14 protein-coding genes are annotated in these 15,805 nt (G+C 64.5%); 11 read left to right on the forward strand and 3 right to left on the reverse strand.

Annotation, left to right across the window (positions count from 1 at the left end):
* Positions 1-17 precede the first annotated feature (17 nt).
* The 5 genes from CXR43_RS04805 (at position 18) to CXR43_RS04825 (ending at position 5,784) form a co-directional block, all read left to right on the forward strand.
* The gene (locus CXR43_RS04805) at positions 18-1,244 is read left to right on the forward strand and encodes an aminotransferase class V-fold PLP-dependent enzyme (protein ID WP_103334025.1); all 1,227 of its coding nucleotides are present in this window, start codon (positions 18-20) and stop codon (positions 1,242-1,244) included.
* 179 nt (positions 1,245-1,423) lie between these two features.
* The gene (locus CXR43_RS04810) at positions 1,424-2,836 is read left to right on the forward strand and encodes a cryptochrome/photolyase family protein (RefSeq protein ID WP_103332943.1); all 1,413 of its coding nucleotides are present in this window, start codon (positions 1,424-1,426) and stop codon (positions 2,834-2,836) included.
* 58 nt (positions 2,837-2,894) lie between these two features.
* Positions 2,895-4,109: an SAM-dependent methyltransferase gene (locus CXR43_RS04815; RefSeq protein WP_103332944.1), complete on the forward strand. Its 1,215-nt coding sequence runs from the start codon at positions 2,895-2,897 to the stop codon at positions 4,107-4,109.
* Positions 4,110-4,156: 47 nt separating this feature from the next.
* Positions 4,157-4,603, forward strand: a complete 447-nt coding sequence (locus CXR43_RS04820) for a TrgA family protein (RefSeq protein ID WP_103332945.1) — start codon at positions 4,157-4,159, stop codon at positions 4,601-4,603.
* Between the two features lie 23 nt (positions 4,604-4,626).
* Positions 4,627-5,784 (forward strand): NUDIX domain-containing protein, encoded by a 1,158-nt coding sequence (locus CXR43_RS04825; RefSeq protein WP_103332946.1) that lies wholly within the window; start codon positions 4,627-4,629, stop codon positions 5,782-5,784.
* A 13-nt stretch (positions 5,785-5,797) separates the two neighbouring features.
* Here the strand turns inward: CXR43_RS04825 and CXR43_RS04830 are convergent, their stop codons facing one another.
* The 3 genes from CXR43_RS04830 to CXR43_RS04840 all read right to left on the reverse strand — a co-directional run bounded on the left by CXR43_RS04830 (position 5,798) and on the right by CXR43_RS04840 (position 9,163).
* Complete coding sequence (locus CXR43_RS04830; protein WP_103332947.1) at positions 5,798-6,967, reverse strand: Gfo/Idh/MocA family protein; 1,170 nt, start codon at positions 6,965-6,967, stop codon at positions 5,798-5,800.
* 70 nt (positions 6,968-7,037) lie between these two features.
* Positions 7,038-8,093: a sugar phosphate isomerase/epimerase family protein gene (locus tag CXR43_RS04835; protein WP_103332948.1), complete on the reverse strand. Its 1,056-nt coding sequence runs from the start codon at positions 8,091-8,093 to the stop codon at positions 7,038-7,040.
* 2 nt (positions 8,094-8,095) lie between these two features.
* Positions 8,096-9,163 (reverse strand): LacI family transcriptional regulator, encoded by a 1,068-nt coding sequence (locus CXR43_RS04840; RefSeq protein WP_103332949.1) that lies wholly within the window; start codon positions 9,161-9,163, stop codon positions 8,096-8,098.
* Between the two features lie 309 nt (positions 9,164-9,472).
* On the opposite strand from CXR43_RS04840, the gene CXR43_RS04845 reads away from it, so the two are divergent.
* From CXR43_RS04845 to CXR43_RS04870, 6 genes are all read left to right on the forward strand, one after another.
* A complete protein-coding gene (locus CXR43_RS04845) occupies positions 9,473-10,702 on the forward strand; it encodes an ABC transporter substrate-binding protein (protein WP_103332950.1) in 1,230 nt (409 codons plus the stop codon).
* 78 nt (positions 10,703-10,780) lie between these two features.
* Positions 10,781-11,674, forward strand: coding sequence for a carbohydrate ABC transporter permease (locus tag CXR43_RS04850; protein WP_103332951.1), 894 nt, complete (start codon positions 10,781-10,783; stop codon positions 11,672-11,674).
* The gene (locus tag CXR43_RS04855) at positions 11,667-12,584 is read left to right on the forward strand and encodes a carbohydrate ABC transporter permease (protein WP_103332952.1); all 918 of its coding nucleotides are present in this window, start codon (positions 11,667-11,669) and stop codon (positions 12,582-12,584) included. Before CXR43_RS04850 ends, CXR43_RS04855 begins: the two co-directional genes overlap by 8 nt.
* A gap of 7 nt (positions 12,585-12,591) precedes the next feature.
* The gene (locus CXR43_RS04860; protein WP_103332953.1) at positions 12,592-13,671 is read left to right on the forward strand and encodes an ABC transporter ATP-binding protein; all 1,080 of its coding nucleotides are present in this window, start codon (positions 12,592-12,594) and stop codon (positions 13,669-13,671) included.
* A gap of 88 nt (positions 13,672-13,759) precedes the next feature.
* Positions 13,760-14,509, forward strand: coding sequence for a sugar phosphate isomerase/epimerase family protein (locus CXR43_RS04865; protein ID WP_103332954.1), 750 nt, complete (start codon positions 13,760-13,762; stop codon positions 14,507-14,509).
* A 3-nt stretch (positions 14,510-14,512) separates the two neighbouring features.
* Positions 14,513-15,646 (forward strand): Gfo/Idh/MocA family protein, encoded by a 1,134-nt coding sequence (locus CXR43_RS04870; protein WP_103332955.1) that lies wholly within the window; start codon positions 14,513-14,515, stop codon positions 15,644-15,646.
* The last annotated feature ends 159 nt before the right edge of the window (positions 15,647-15,805 follow it).

Raw genomic sequence — 15,805 nt, forward strand, 5'->3', positions numbered from 1 at the left:
TTCAGCCGGGGGGTATCATGGCACTTGATCTGGAATTCGTGCGGTCGCAATTTCCGGCCTTTGACAGCCCGGTGCTGTCGACCCATGCGTTTTTTGAAAATGCCGGGGGGAGTTACCCCTGCCGTCAGGTGATCGACCGGCTGACCCGGTTCTACACCCATCGCAAGGTGCAGCCCTATGCGCCCTATCCGTCGTCAGAGCTGGCGGGGGCCGAGATGGACGAGGCGCGCCAGCGTCTGGCGGCGATGATGAATGTGGCGGGGCCGGAGGTGTCGTTCGGCCCATCGACCAGCGCCAATACCTATGTGCTGGCGCAAGGAGTACGGGGCTGGCTGAAGGGCCGGAACGCCGCGATCGTGGTGACCAATCAGGACCATGAGGCCAATTCCGGCGTCTGGCGGCGGTTGGCCGAGGACGGGATCGAGGTGCGGGAATGGCAGATCGATCCGCAGACCGGCAGCCTTGATCCGGCAGATCTGGCGCGGCTGCTGGGGGATGGCAAGGTGCGGCTGGTGGCCTTTCCGCATTGTTCCAATGTGGTGGCCGAGATCAATGATGTGGCGCTGATTGCCGCCATGGCGCGGGAGCATGGGGCGCGCACGGTGGTGGATGGGGTCAGCTATGCGCCGCATGGCTTTCCCGATGTGGCGGCCCTGGGCTGTGATGCCTATCTTTTCTCTGCCTACAAGACCTTTGGCCCGCATCAGGGGATCATGGTGCTGCGGCAGGATTTCGGGATGGAGCTGCCGGGGCAGGCGCATTTCTTCAACCAGTCGGTGCTGTACAAGCGCCACACCCCGGCGGGGCCGGACCATGCCCAGATCGCGGCCTGTGCGGGAATGGCGGATTATGTTGATGCGCTGGCGGCAGAGCATGGGATTTCCGGCGATGCGGCGGCGCGGAGCCGGGGGGTGCATGATCTGATGCGGCAGGCCGAGGTGGCGGTGATCGCGCCCTTGCTGGACTATCTGGCCGGGCGCAATGACCTGCGCCTGATCGGGCCGCGCCAGGCCGGGGCACGGGCGCCCACGGTGGCGGTGGCGCTGGACGGGCCCGCGCTGCCGGTGGCGGCGGCGCTGGGGCGTGACGGCATTGCCTGCGGCGGCGGTGATTTCTATGCGGTGCGGCCGCTGGCGGCGATGGGGGTGGATGGCGAAAGGGGTGTGCTGCGGATGAGTGCGGCGCATTACACCAGCCCCGAAGAGGTGGCCCGGCTGATCGCGGCGCTGGACCGGGTGCTGTAGCGGCCCCGGCGTGTTGCGGACGGGACCCGGGGCGGCGGGGGTGCCGGAGGCGGGCGGCAGATTGGGGATTGCCGGGGCCGACATCTCCGCTACGTGTTAGGAAAGAATTGAGGTTTGGGTGATCCGGAACGATGGCCCTGCCGTACTGAGCAGACGGAACCAGAAAGCGCGCCCGAGTTATGACAGATGCCCCCCTGATCCTCTGGCTGCGCCGGGACCTGCGTCTGAGCGATTCTCCCATGCTGACCGAAGCGGTGCGGAGCGGGCGTCCGCTGATCCCGCTGGTCATTCTGGACCCCGAGACCGAGGCGCTGGGCGCTGCGCCGAAATGGCGGCTGGGGCTGGGGTTTGCCGAATTTGCCAAGACGCTGGAGGGGATTGGGTCGCGGCTGACCTGTCGCCGGGGGCCGGCGCTGAAGGTTTTGCAGCAGCTAATCGAAGAGACCGGGGCGGGTGGGGTCTGGTGGCACCGGCTGTATGACCCGGCCTCGGTGGCACGCGATACCAAGGTGAAGGCTGCGCTGAAGGCTGAGGGCGTCAACGCGCGCAGCTTTGCCGGGCATCTGATGTTCGAACCCTGGGAGGTGGAAACCGGGACGGGCGGTTTTTACAAGGTCTATACCCCGTTCTGGAAAGCGGTGCGGGACCGGCCGGTGCCAGATCCCTTGCCCGTGCCAAAGAGCTTGCCGGCGCCTGCGGATTGGCCGGCCAGCGATGATCTGGACGCCTGGCAGATGGGGGCCGCGATGCGGCGCGGGGCGGATGTGGTGGGCTATCACCTGCAGGTCGGCGAGGAGATGGCACGCGAGCGGCTGGCGTTCTTTATCGCCAACCGGCTGGACAGCTATGCCACCGACCGCGATCTGCCGGCGACCGATGGCACCTCTGGCCTGTCGGAGAACCTGACCTATGGCGAGATCAGCCCGCGCCAGATCTGGGCGGCCGGGTGGCGGGCGATGCAGGGCGGGGCAAGGGGGGCGGAGACGTTCCTGAAGGAACTGGTCTGGCGCGAATTTGCCTATCACCTGATCCATCACACGCCGCATATCACCCGGGCCAATTGGAAGCCCGACTGGGATGCCTTTCCGTGGCGCGAGGACAACAAGGATGCCGAATACTGGCGGCGCGGCCTGACCGGCGAGCCTTTCGTCGATGCCGCGATGCGCGAGATGTATGTCACGGGGCGGATGCACAACCGCGCCCGGATGATTGTGGCAAGCTATCTGACCAAGCATCTGATGACGCATTGGAAGGTGGGGCTGGACTGGTTTGCCGAATGTCTGATCGACTGGGACCCGGCGGCGAATGCCATGGGATGGCAATGGGCGGCGGGATCGGGGCCCGATGCCTCGCCTTTCTTCCGCATTTTCAACCCGGCGACGCAGGTGGAGAAATTCGACCCCAAGGCCGATTACCGCCACCGGTTCATCGCTGAACTCGACCGCAACCCAAGCCCGATGGCGCTGTCTTATTTCGATGCGGTGCCGAAATCATGGAAGCTTGACCCCAAGCGTCCCTATCCCGAACCGCTGATCGATCTGGCCGAAGGACGCAACCGCGCCCTTGCGGCCTATGGGGCGCGAAACTCTTGAGCGCCTTGCCCGTATCTGAAACTGTAGACAAAAGACGACAATTCCCCGGGGAGGGAAGATGGAATTTCTGACGACGACCAAAGGCCAGACCGGCCTGCCGCGCTATTTCACCCAGGCCTTCGCGGTGGCCAGCCGTCTGGGCGAGGGCCGGCTGGATTTTGTGCTGCCCGACGGGCGGCGCTTCCGGCTGGAGGGACAGAAACCCGGGCCGGTGGCGGAAATCGCCATCCACAATGATGAGCTGTTCGCCCGGATGATCCGCGAGGGCGATCTGGGCTTTTGCGACGCCTATCTTGATGGCTGGTGGTCGAGCCCGGATCTGCAGGGCTTTCTGGACCTGATCCAGATGCCCAGCAACAATCCGGTCCAGGATGGCTATCCCGGCATGGGGTTGCTGCGCGCCTTTGAAAAGCTGCGGTTCTGGCTGCATTCGAATTCGCGCAAGCAGGCGAAAAAGAACATCCATGCCCATTATGATCTGGGCAATGACTTTTACCGGCTGTGGCTGGATGACAGCATGACCTATTCCAGCGGGCTGTTCCGGTCGGGGCAGGAAAGTCTGGAAAAGGCGCAGGAGCAGAAATACGCCAGCATGGTCGATCAGATGGGGGCGCAGCCGGGCGAGCATGTGCTGGAAATCGGCTGCGGCTGGGGTGGCTTTGCCGAATACGCCGCCGCCAAGCGCGGCTTGCGGGTGACGGCGCTGACCATATCGAAGGCGCAATATGATTATGCGGTGGAGCGGATGGCGCGCGCGGGCCTGTCGGACCGGGTGGAGATCAAGCTGCTGGATTACCGCGACGAGCGCGGGCATTACGACGGGATCGCCAGCATCGAGATGTTCGAGGCGGTGGGCGAGCGCTATTGGCCGACCTATTTCAACACCGTGCGCGACCGGCTCAAGCCCGGGCGCCATGCGACGCTGCAGATCATCACCGTGCCGGATGAGCGCTGGCCGGTCTACAAGCGCGGGGTTGATTTCATTCAGAAATACATCTTCCCCGGTGGCATGCTGCCCGCGCCCTTCCGCCTGAAGGAAGAGGTGGAAAAGGCCGGCCTGCGGCTGAAAACCTCGATCGAGTTCGGCGAAAGCTACAGCCAGACCCTGCGGCGCTGGCATGAGGTGTTCAATGCGCGCTGGGACGAGATCGCGCGCCAGGGCTTTGACGAGCGGTTCCGGCGGATGTGGAACTTCTACCTTGCCTCTTGCGCCGGAGCCTTCCGCGGCGGAAACTGCGACGTGACACAGATTACCGTGACACGCCCCGGCTGACAGCACAGTGACAGCACCGTGACAGCGCGCGGCGGAAAGGGAGCAGAATGCCGACCGCCGCCAAACTGTTTGCCGCCCTGGCCTTTGCCCTTGTCGCTGCCGTCGCCGCCCATTTCTATGCGCTGGATCTGCCAGAGGGCCGCAGCGCGGGCGTGCTGCGTGAGGTGAGCGCGCTGGTGGGGGCGGTCTGCGGCTGGATCATCATGGGCCGGGCCGCGCACCGCCGCCCCAGCCGGGTGGAGGCCATGGGCACCGGCATCCGCACCTCGCTGACCATTGTGGTGCTGGTGGTGCTGATCTTCGCCATCGCCGACATGCTGGAGCGGGCGATCAAAGGGCGCTACAAGACGCCGCTGGATGCGGTTCTGGGGGTGTTCGAACAGGCGATGGTGCTGGCCCCGCCGCTGGCGCAGCCCGATATTCTTGGGGTTCTGCTGTTGGGGGGGCTGATCGGCGGCGCCCTTGCGCATTGGGCGGGCCGGCGGTGGACCTGAATGCGCTGTGAAGGTCTGAGGTCATGACGACGGTTTTCCTGTGTGGCCCGCTGTGCCACCGCCCGCTGCTGGATGTGGTTCTGGGCGCAGGGGTTGCGCTGTCGCCGGCCGTTGTGGCCGGGCGCGAGGGCAGGGCGATGGCGGCCCCCGGCCATTTTGCGCTTGTCCGGCGGCAGGGGGGGCAGGTGGAGGGCGCGGTCCCGGAGGGCCTGACGCCGCAGGCCGCGGCCCGGCTGGCGTTCTATGCCAGGGCCATCGGGCTTGCGGCGCGGCAGGTGCGCGTGACCTGGGCCAGCGGCACGGCACAGGGGCTTGCCTATGCGCTGACCGCCGGTCCGGCAGAGCTTGTGCCCTGGGATGGGGCGCTCTGGCTGGCCGATCACGCGGCGCTGGCGGTGGAAACCGCGGTGGAGGTGATGGCGCAGTTCGGCCAGACCCCGCCCGCCCGCCTGCGTGCCCGGCTGGGGCCGATCAGGGTGCGCGCGGCCAGCCGGGTGCGGGCACAGGCGGAACCGGCCCCGCAGGTGCTGCGCTCTGCGCCCGGCGAGATTGCGCTGCAGGCCAAGCGCCAGCCCTATGCCCGGTTCTTCGCGGTCGAGGAATATGACCTGAGCTTTCGCCGGTTTGACGGCACGACCAGCCCGCCGATCAACCGGGCGGTCTTCGTTTCGGGCGATGCGGTCACCGTGCTGCCCTATGATCCGCAGCGGGACCGGGTCTTGCTGGTGGAACAGCTGCGTGCCGGGCCTTTGGCGCGGGGCGATCGCAACCCCTGGCAGCTGGAAGCCATCGCCGGCCGCATCGACCCCGGTGAAACCCCGCTTGAGGCCGCCCGGCGCGAGGCGGTGGAAGAGGCGGGGCTGACGCTGGGCCCCTTGCTGCCGGTGGCCGCCTATTACCCGTCACCGGGGGCCAAGACCGAGTTTCTCTATTCCTATGTCGCGCTCACGCCATTGCCCGACGGGGCGGCAGGGGTGTTCGGGGTAGAGGAAGAGGCCGAAGACATCCGGGGTCATCTGATCGCCTTTGATCAGGCCATGGCGCTGGTCGCCAGCGGAGAGGTGCAGAACGCCCCCTTGCTGCTGACGCTGCTGTGGTTGCAACGCGAACGCGGGCGGTTGCGGGCCTCAAGCAGGATCGCCGGGGGCCTCCCCGGGGGGCCTCCGGCGCGCGTGGTTTGACAGCCGCAGTATGTCAGAGGTTGAGCTTGACCCAGGCCGCGTTGCGGGCCGAAGAGCGGACACAGGCATCGACAAAGGCCACGCCCTCCAGCCCCTCTTTCAATCCGGGGAAGGTCACGGCTGGGTCAAGATCCGTGCCATCGCGCCGGGCAAGGATGGCGCGGGCGGCCTCGGCATAGATATTGGCAAAGCCCTCCAGATAGCCCTCGGGGTGGCCCGAGGGGATACGGGTCATGCGCCCCGCCTCGGGGCCTGCCCCCGGCCCGCCGCGCGTGAGGCGGTATTTCGGCTGACCCAGCGGACCAACCCAGAGATAATTGGGGTTCTCCTGCTCCCACTCGATGCCGGCCTTGGTGCCATAGATCCGCAGCCGCAGCCCGTTTTCCTGCCCCGCCGCGACCTGGGAACACCACAGCATGCCCCGCGCCCCGCCGGCATAGCGCAGCATCACATGGGCGTTGTCATCCACCCGCCGCCCCGGCACAAAGGCCTGCAGGTCGGCGGCCAGCTCCTCCACGCTCAGGCCCGAGACGAAACTGGCCAAGTTGAACGCATGGGTGCCGATGTCGCCGGTGCTGCCCCCGGCGCCGGACCGGGCCGGATCGGTGCGCCAGCCGGCCTGTTTCTGCCCCGACTCCTCGATCGGTTCGGCCAGCCAGTCCTGCGCATATTCCACCTGCACCAGCCGGATCTCGCCCAATTCCCCCGCCTTCACCATGGCGGCGGCCTGACGGATCATCGGATAGCCGGTGTAGTTATGGGTCAGCGCGAAGACCACACCCGAGGCTTGCGCCGCCTTGGCCAGTCTCTTGGCCTCGGGCAAACTATGGGTCAACGGCTTGTCGCAGATCACATGGATGCCGCGTTTCAGAAATTGCAGCGCCACCGGCGCATGCATGTGGTTGGGCGTCACGATGGCGACCGCCTCGATCCCGTCCTTGCGCCGCGCCTCGCGCGCCGCCATCTCTTCAAAGCTGGCATAGGCCCGCGCCACCCCCAGATCAGCGGCCGAGGCCAGCGACTTTTCGGCATCTGACGAAAAACACCCCGCCACCAGCTCATACTGATCATCAATCCGTGCCGCGATCCGGTGCACGGCGCCGATGAACGCATCGCGCCCGCCGCCCACCATGCCGAGCCGGATGCGCGGTGCCCGCGCCACATGCGCCCCTGTAATGGCCATGGTCTTCCCTCCTCATTATCTGTTCTCAAATATCCCGGGGGTGCGGGGGCTGGCCCCCGCGGCGCAACGGTCAGTCCAAGCCCAGCATCTGCCGGTTCGCAGCCCGGTCGGTGCCGGCCCCGGCGAAATCGTCGAAGGCTTTCTCGGTCACCCGGATCATATGCGCACGCACGAAATCGGCGCCTTCGCGCGCCCCGTCTTCGGGGTGTTTCAGGCAGCATTCCCATTCCACCACCGCCCAGCCGTCAAAGCCGTATTGCGTGAGTTTCGAGAAGATGCCGCCGAAATCCACCTGCCCGTCGCCCAGAGAGCGGAAGCGGCCCGCGCGGTTCACCCAGGACTGGAACCCGCCATAGACGCCCTGCCGACCGGTCGGGTTCAGCTCGGCGTCCTTGACGTGGAACATGCGGATGCGCTCATGGTAGATGTCGATATGATCCAGATAATCAAGGTGTTGCAGGACGTAATGGCTGGGATCATAGAGCATGTTGGCGCGGGGGTGGTTGTTCACGCGCTCCAGAAACATCTCAAAGCTCACCCCATCATGCAGGTCTTCGCCGGGGTGGATTTCATAGCAAAGATCCACACCGCAGTCTTCCGCATGGTCGAGGATGGGCGTCCAGCGGCGGGCGAGTTCGTCAAACGCCTCTTCGACCAGACCGGCCGGGCGCTGCGGCCAGGGGTAGATATAGGGCCAGGCCAGCGCGCCGGAAAAGCTGGCATGTGCGGTCAGGCCAAGGTTGCGCGACGCGGTCAGCGCCTTTTTCACCTGATCCACCGCCCAGTCCTGTCGTGCCTTCGGGTTGCCGCGCACCGCCTCTGCCGCAAAACCGTCGAAGGCGGTGTCATAGGCCGGATGAACGGCGACCAGCTGGCCCTGCAGATGGGTTGAAAGCTCGGTGATCTGGATGCCATTGGCTGCCGCCACACCCTTGATCTCGTCGCAATAGCCCTTTGAGGCTGCGGCCTGTTCCAGATCGAACAGGCGCCCGTCCCAGCTTGGCACCTGCACCCCGGCATAGCCACAGTCTGCCGCCCATTTGGTGATGCTGTCCCATGAGTTGAACGGGGCGGCATCCCCCGCAAACTGCGCCAGAAACAGCGCCGGTCCCTTGATCGCTTTCATTGTCATCCTCCCTTGTCATCGCTGAAGCGTTCCACCCGTCCGGGCCGCTCCAACCCCTGTTTGGCCGGGGCATCCCGGCGTTCGATGGCGGTGACCACGGCGCGGGCCAGAAAACCGCCCGCTTCGCGCACGTCTTCGTGCACCACCATGATGTCGCGGCGGAAGCGGCGCAAAAAGCGCAGCGCCTCTTTGGCCACCAGATCATAGTCCTGCCCCAGCACCAGACCCAGCGATTCGGCCGCGTTTACCGCCGACATCGCGGCGGTGGTCGATCCGCACAGCATCCCGTCGGGGCGCGGCGTGCTGCTGGCCAGATGGGCACGCACCGCCTCTTCGATCACCGCGCTGCCGGAATCGGAATTGGCCGTGGTCATCACCTCGAAGGACAGCCCGTGCTGGCCCGCCGCCTGCACAAAGCCGGTGGTCATGTGGCGGGCATAATTCTGGGTGCGCGGGGGGGGCACCAGCAGCAGATGCTTGCGCCCGGCCTCTGCCAGCGCCGCAACCGCGATGGCGGCAAAGGTTTCATTGTCGAAATCGTAATAGCTGTGCTCGATCTCCATCGTGGTGCGGCCATGGGTGGCAAAGGGAAAGTGACGCTCGGCCATGTAGCGCACGCGCGGATCGTCGGGCTTGGTCTGGTTCAGGATGATGGCATCGGCACTTTCGGTTTCCACCAGATAGCGGATCGGGTCCATCGGGTCCTGATCGGGAAAATAGGGGGTGACGATCAGGTGATAGGCGGTGCCGCGCAGCGCATTGGCGATGGAATAGATCAGCTGCGAGGTGTGGGTCATGCCATCGGATTCGGTGGACAGCACCAGCGCGATCACATTGGTTTTCCCTGTGCGCAGGCGCACACCTGCACGGTTGGGGCGGTAGCCCAGCCGCGCCGCCGCCTCGCGCACCCGGCGCTTGGTGGCCTCGCCGATGTCGGGCGCATCCTTCAGCGCGCGGCTGACCGTGGCCACCGCCAGCCCGGTTTCGGCAGCAATGGTTTTCAGCGTCGGACGCTCATGCTCCGAATCAGGCGGGGCAGGTGGCAAGGGGGTGCCAAGACCGCCGGTCATGGCCTGCCCCCCGAGAGGGCGCAGGGCGACCGGGGGGGGCTGGCTGATTCGGGGCGGCGCGTCCATGCTGCGCCTGCACAATGCCCCCGTGTGCCGCCGGAGCTAAGCGCCTTGCGGTTTGCGGAAAAATACGGGGTGCGGCACTGCGGCATAAGGCATTCATTTCAGGTCAGGCGGATCCGGGCAAGGCCGGAATTGCCCTTATTCAATGCCATGTGAGAACCGCTTCACAAGCGAAAAGAATGCTTGATCCGCAAAACTATAACGATATAGAAATTACTATAACGATTTAGAAACCGGGAGGACTGCATGAAACCCTTTAAATTGGCGGCGGCGCTTGCTGCGTCCGTGGCTCTGCCATCGGCAGGATTGGCGACAGATCTTGAGGTCACGCATTGGTGGACCAGCGGCGGGGAGGCCGCTGCCGTTGCCGAGCTGGCCAAGGCGTTCAACGCGGCGGGCGACAACTGGGTGGATGGGGCCATTGCCGGGGGTGGCAGCACCGCGCGCCCGATCATGATCAGCCGGATCACCGGGGGCGATCCGATGGGGGCCACGCAGTTCAACCACGGCCAGCAGGCGCTGGAACTGGTCGAGGCCGGGCTGATGCTGGACCTGACCGATGTGGCCGAGGCCGAGGGCTGGAAGGACAAGGTTTTCCCGCCGTCGCTGCTGGAGGCCTGCACCGTCGATGGCCGGATCTATTGTGCGCCAGTGAACATACACTCGCCCGAATGGCTGTGGCTGTCGAACAAGGCTTACGCCGATGCGGGCCTGCCGGTGCCGACCAACTGGACCGAATTCGTCGAAAGCGGCCCCGCGCTGGAAGCGGCAGGCAAGATCCCGCTGGCGCTGGGCAATCAGGCCTGGCAGTCCAACCTGGCCTTCAACGCGATCACCGTCGCGGTGGCCGGGCTGGATGTCTGGAAACAGGTGAACGTCGAGAAGAACATGGAGGTGGCGGCCGGGCCCGAGATGGCGGCGGTGTTCGCAGCCGTGGGTGACGCGCGCAAGCTGGCCGCCAAATCCACCGTGCAGGACTGGAACCAGGCCACCAATCTGGTGCTGTCGGGCGAGGCCGGCGGCCAGATCATGGGCGACTGGGCCCAGGGCGAATTCTCGGTTGCGGAGAAGGTGGCAGGCACCGATTACACCTGCCTGCCGGGCCTTGGCCTGAATGCCTATCTGTCCACCGGCGGCGATGCCTTCTACTTCCCCAAGAATGATGATGCCGAGGTCGAGGCCGCGCAGAAACGCCTGGCCGCGCTGCTGGTCAGCCCGGAGGTGCAGGTCGCCTTCAACCTCAAGAAAGGGTCTTTGCCGATCCGCGGCGACATTGATCTTGCCGCCGCCAATGACTGCATGAAGAAGGGTCTGGAAGTGCTGGCCAGCGGCAATCTGGTGCCATCGGGCGACATGTCCTGGTCGCCTGACGTGGTCAAGCAGAACGAAGATCTGATGGTCGAGTTCTTCCGCACCGACATGGCCCCCGATGCGGCCCATGCGCAATGGGTGTCGAACCTCGAATCCGGTCTCTGATCCGGCAGGCTGACTGCGGGGCCGCCCGGACCGGGGCGGCCCTTGCCATCTGACACCAATACGGGGGAGGGCAGGCCGATGGCCGAAGCACGGCGGGTGAACCGCATGTGGCGGAACATGAATGCGAAAATCGCAGCAGTTCCGATGATACTGACCACATTGGTGGTTTTCGTGGGCGGCACGGCCTGGACCGTTGTGTATTCCTTCACCGATTCCAAACTGCTGCCGCGCGAACGCTGGGTGGGCTTTGATCAGTACGAGCGGCTGTGGTCCAATTCGCGCTGGCTGACCTCGATCGAAAACCTGATGATCTATGGCGTCCTGTCCTTGGTGTTCACCATCACCATCGGCTTTCTGCTGGCGGTGGCGATGGATCAGAAAATCCGGTTCGAGGACACGTTCCGCACCATCATGCTGTATCCTTTCGCGCTGTCCTTCATTGTGACCGGGCTGGTCTGGCAGTGGATCCTGAACCCTGAATTTGGCATTCAGCACATTGTGCGCGGGCTGGGCTGGGAGTCCTTCACCTTCAACCCGTTGAACAACCCTGATCTGGTGCTCTATGGCCTGCTGATCGCCGGGCTGTGGCAGGGCACCGGATTTGTGATGTGCCTGATGCTGGCCGGCCTGCGCGGCATTGACGAAGACATCTGGAAGGCCGCGCGGGTTGACGGAATCCCGACCTGGAAAACCTATGTGCAGATCATCCTGCCGATGATGCGCCCGGTGTTCATCACCACGCTGGTCATCGTCGCCGCCGGCATCATCAAACTCTATGATCTGGTTGTGGCCCAAACCTCGGGCGGGCCGGGCAATGCCAGTCAGGTGCCGGCCATGTATGTCTATGACTACATGTTTCAGGCGCAGAACCTGGGCCAGGGCTTTGCCGCCTCGACCATGATGCTGCTGACCGTGCTGATCGTGCTGATCCCTTGGGCTTATCTTGAATTCGGAGGCAGGAAGCATGGCTGACGCCGCCCTGAACGCACCCGCCCGCAGCATGACAGAGGCGCGCGGCACCAAGCCCAAGCGCGCGCTGTCGGGCCGCAACATCATGATCTATGGCACGCTGATCATGTTCAGCCTGTATTACCTGCTGCCTTTGTGGGTGATGGTGATGACCAGCCTGAAAGGCATGCCGGAAATCCGCATGGGCAATATCTTTTCGCCCCCGGTGGAGATTACCTTCGAACCCTGGGTGAAGGCCTGGTCGCAGGCCTGTACCGGGCTGAACTGTGACGGGCTGTCGCGCGGCTTCTGGAACTCGGTCCAGATCCTGATCCCTTCGGTGATCCTGTCGATCGTGGTGGCAAGCGTGAACGGCTATGCGCTGACCTTCTGGAAGTTCAAAGGGTCGGACATCTTCTTTACCATCCTGATCTTCGGGGCCTTCATCCCCTATCAGGTGATGCTGTACCCGATTGTCATCCTGCTGCGGGAAATGGGGCTTTACGGCTCGCTCTGGGGGCTGGTGCTGGTGCATACCATCTTTGGCATGCCGATCCTGACGCTGCTGTTCCGCAACTATTTCTCGACCATTCCCGAGGAATTGTTCAAGGCCGCCCGCGTGGATGGCGCCGGGTTCTGGGCGATCTATGCCAAGATCCTGATGCCGATGAGCCTGCCGATCTTTGTTGTGGCGATCATCCTGCAAGTGACGGGGATCTGGAACGATTTCCTGTTCGGCGTGGTCTACACCCGGCCCGAGATGTACCCGATGACCGTGCAGCTGAACAACATCGTCAACTCGGTGCAGGGGGTCAAGGAATACAATGTCAACATGGCCGCCACGCTGCTGACCGGGCTGGTGCCGCTGTTCATCTACTTCATCTCCGGCAAACTTTTCGTTCGCGGCATCGCCGCCGGCGCCGTGAAAGGCTGATCTGCACATGACCAACTCTATCGAAGTCAAGGATCTGACGCTGAATTTCGGCGCGGTGTCGGTCTTGAAGAACATGAACCTGAATGTGGCGGAAGGCGAATTCGTGGTGCTGCTGGGGCCGTCGGGCTGTGGCAAATCGACGTTGCTCAACTGCCTGGCCGGGCTGCTGGAGATCACCGATGGCCAGATCTTCATCAAGGGCCAGAATGTGACCTGGGCCGAGCCATCGGCGCGCGGCATCGGCATGGTGTTCCAGTCCTATGCGCTTTACCCGCAGATGACGGTGCGCGGCAATCTGACCTTCGGGTTGAAGAATGCGCGGGTGCCGCGCGATCAGATCGAGGCCAAGGTGGCGCGCGCCGCCGAGATTTTGCAGATCGGCCCGCTCTTGGACCGCAAGCCGGCCGCCCTGTCGGGCGGGCAGCGGCAGCGGGTGGCGATTGGCCGGGCGCTGGTGCGCGATGTCGATGTGTTCCTGTTTGACGAGCCGCTGTCCAACCTTGACGCCAAGCTGCGCTCGGAGCTGCGGGTGGAGATCAAGCGGCTGCATGCGCAGCTGAAAAACACCATGGTTTACGTGACGCATGACCAGATCGAGGCGCTGACGCTGGCCGACCGTATTGCGGTCATGCGCGGCGGCATCATCCAGCAACTGGCTGCGCCGCAAGAGATTTACAACCGCCCCGCCAATCTGTTCGTGGCGGGCTTTATCGGCAGCCCGTCGATGAACTTCCTGCATGGGGCCACGGTGGATGGTGGCCGCGCCTTCCGTCTGGGCGATCTGTCGTTGTCGCTGGAGGGCTATGAGGGCGGCACGGTGGGCAGTCGTGACACGGTGATCCTTGGCCTGCGCCCCGAACATCTGGTGGTGCAGGATCAGGCCGAGCCGGGGGTGACCATTCCGGCCATGGTCGAACTGGATGAGCCGATGGGCGCGGATTCGCTGGTGTGGCTCAAGGCTGCGGGCACGCAGATGTCGGTGCGCGTGCCGGTGGAGCGGCGGATGGCCCCGGGCACGCAGGTGCATCTGAAGGTCGATATGGCCAAGGCCAGCCTGTTTGACGCCAAGAGCGAAGCGCGGATCTGACCTCCATGGTTGCGCCACGCCCACCGTGACCGCAGGCCCTGCCGCCTGTGTCCCTGCGCCTTAGAAAATACCCCCGAAAGGACCAAAGATGTTCTCCTATCAACTCTACTCATCGCGCAACTTCCCGCCGATGTCGGCCACCTTTGAAATGCTGGCAGGTGCCGGTTATACCGCCGTGGAAGGCTATGGCGCGCTTTATGCCGATGATGCGGCGGTCGAGGCGACCAAGGCCGGCCTGGCGGCCACCGGATTGACCATGCCGACCGGGCATTTCAGCCTGGCGATGCTGGAGAATGAGGCGCCAAAGGTGCTGTCGATCGCCAGGTCGCTGAAGATGCAGAAGCTTTATTGCCCCCATATCGGCCCGGATGACCGCCCGACCACCGGCAAGGGCTGGCATGAGTTTGGCGCGCGGCTGGAGCGTGTGGGGCAGATCTACCGGGCCGAAGGTTATGGCTTTGGCTGGCACAACCATGATTTCGAATTCCGCCCCACCGAGGATGGCGCGGTGCCGCAGGAAGAGATGTTCGACGGCGGCCCGCATCTGGAATGGGAGATTGACGTGGCCTGGGTGATCCGGGGCGGCGCAGATCCGCTGGCCTGGATCGAGCGCTACAAGGACCGGATCACCGCCGCCCATGTGAAGGACATCGCCTCGCAGGGCGAGAATGCGGATGAGGATGGCTGGGCCGATGTGGGCCATGGCACGGTGGACTGGCCCGGCATCATGGCCGCGCTGCGCGCCATCGGGGTGCAGCATTTCGTCATTGAACATGACAATCCCTCCGACCACCGGCGCTTTGCCACCCGCGCCATCACCGCTGCCAAGGGGTATTGAAGCATGACGACACTGGGACTGGGCATCATCGGATGCGGCAATATCTCGACCAGCTATCTGCGGCTGGCCCCGTTGTTCAAGGGGCTGGAGGTGCGGGCGGTGGCCGATGTGAACATGGATGTGGCCCGGGCGCGCGGGGCAGAGTTCAACGTGGCGGCGCAATCGGTGGATGACCTGCTGGCCAATCCGGCGGTGGATGTGGTCATCAACCTGACCATTCCGGATGCGCATTTCAGCGTGACCAAACGGATATTGGAGGCGGGCAAGCACGCCTATTCCGAAAAGCCGCTGGTGCTGACCCTGGCCGAGGGAGAAATCCTGCGGACCCTGGCCGCCGAAAAGGGTCTGGCCGTCGGCTGCGCGCCCGACACTTTCCTTGGCGGCGCGCATCAACAGGCGCGCGCGATCCTGGACGCAGGCAAAGTTGGTGAGATTACCGCCGGATGTGCGGCGGTGTTGAACCATGGCATGGAACATTGGCACCCCAACCCCGATTTCTTTTTCCTGCCGGGGGCGGGGCCGATGCTGGACCTTGGGCCCTATTACATCGCCAACCTGATCAACCTGCTGGGGCCGGTGCAGCGGGTGGGGGCGCTGACCAGTTCGGCGCAACAGGTGCGGACCATCGCCAACGGGCCGCGCAACGGCGAAACCGTGCCGGTCAAGACGCCGACCAACATTCATGCGCTTTTGCAGTTTCACAACGGTGCGACGCTCAATCTGTCCACCAGCTGGGATGTCTGGCACCACAAACGCAACCATTTCGAACTTTATGGGACGGAAGGCACGCTCTACATTCCCGACCCCAATTTCTTTGGTGGCACGGTGGAGATCGGGCACAAGGATGGCACGCTGGAACAGGTGGCGGCCTGGGATCACCCGTTTGGCGTGGCCAATCAGGAGCATCCCAAACAGGGCGCGCTGGCCAATTACCGCACCGCCGGGCTGGCCGATATGGTGCAGGCCCTGATTGCGGGCCGCGACGCGCGCTGCTCGCTGGACCGGACCCTGCACGGGGTGGAGGTGATGACCGCCTGCCTGCAATCGGGCGAGACCGGCGGCTTTGTCACCCTGACCACCACCTGCACCCGGCCAGAGGCGCTGGGCATTGAAGACGCCCGCGCGCTGCTGGCCTGACGTTCGGGGCCGGGGGCATCCGCTGGGTGCCCCCGGTCCGGTGAGGCTTCCCGCCTGATTTCCGGTTTCTGATCTGCGGGATCTGATTTTCCCGCCCTGATTTGATCACAACTTGATTGCTGCGCCGAACCCGTCATAACAGGACAAAATGCGGGGAGC

The organism is Pseudotabrizicola formosa (assembly GCF_002900965.1).
In the GTDB taxonomy this organism is placed as follows: Bacteria; Pseudomonadota; Alphaproteobacteria; order Rhodobacterales; family Rhodobacteraceae; genus Pseudotabrizicola; species Pseudotabrizicola formosa.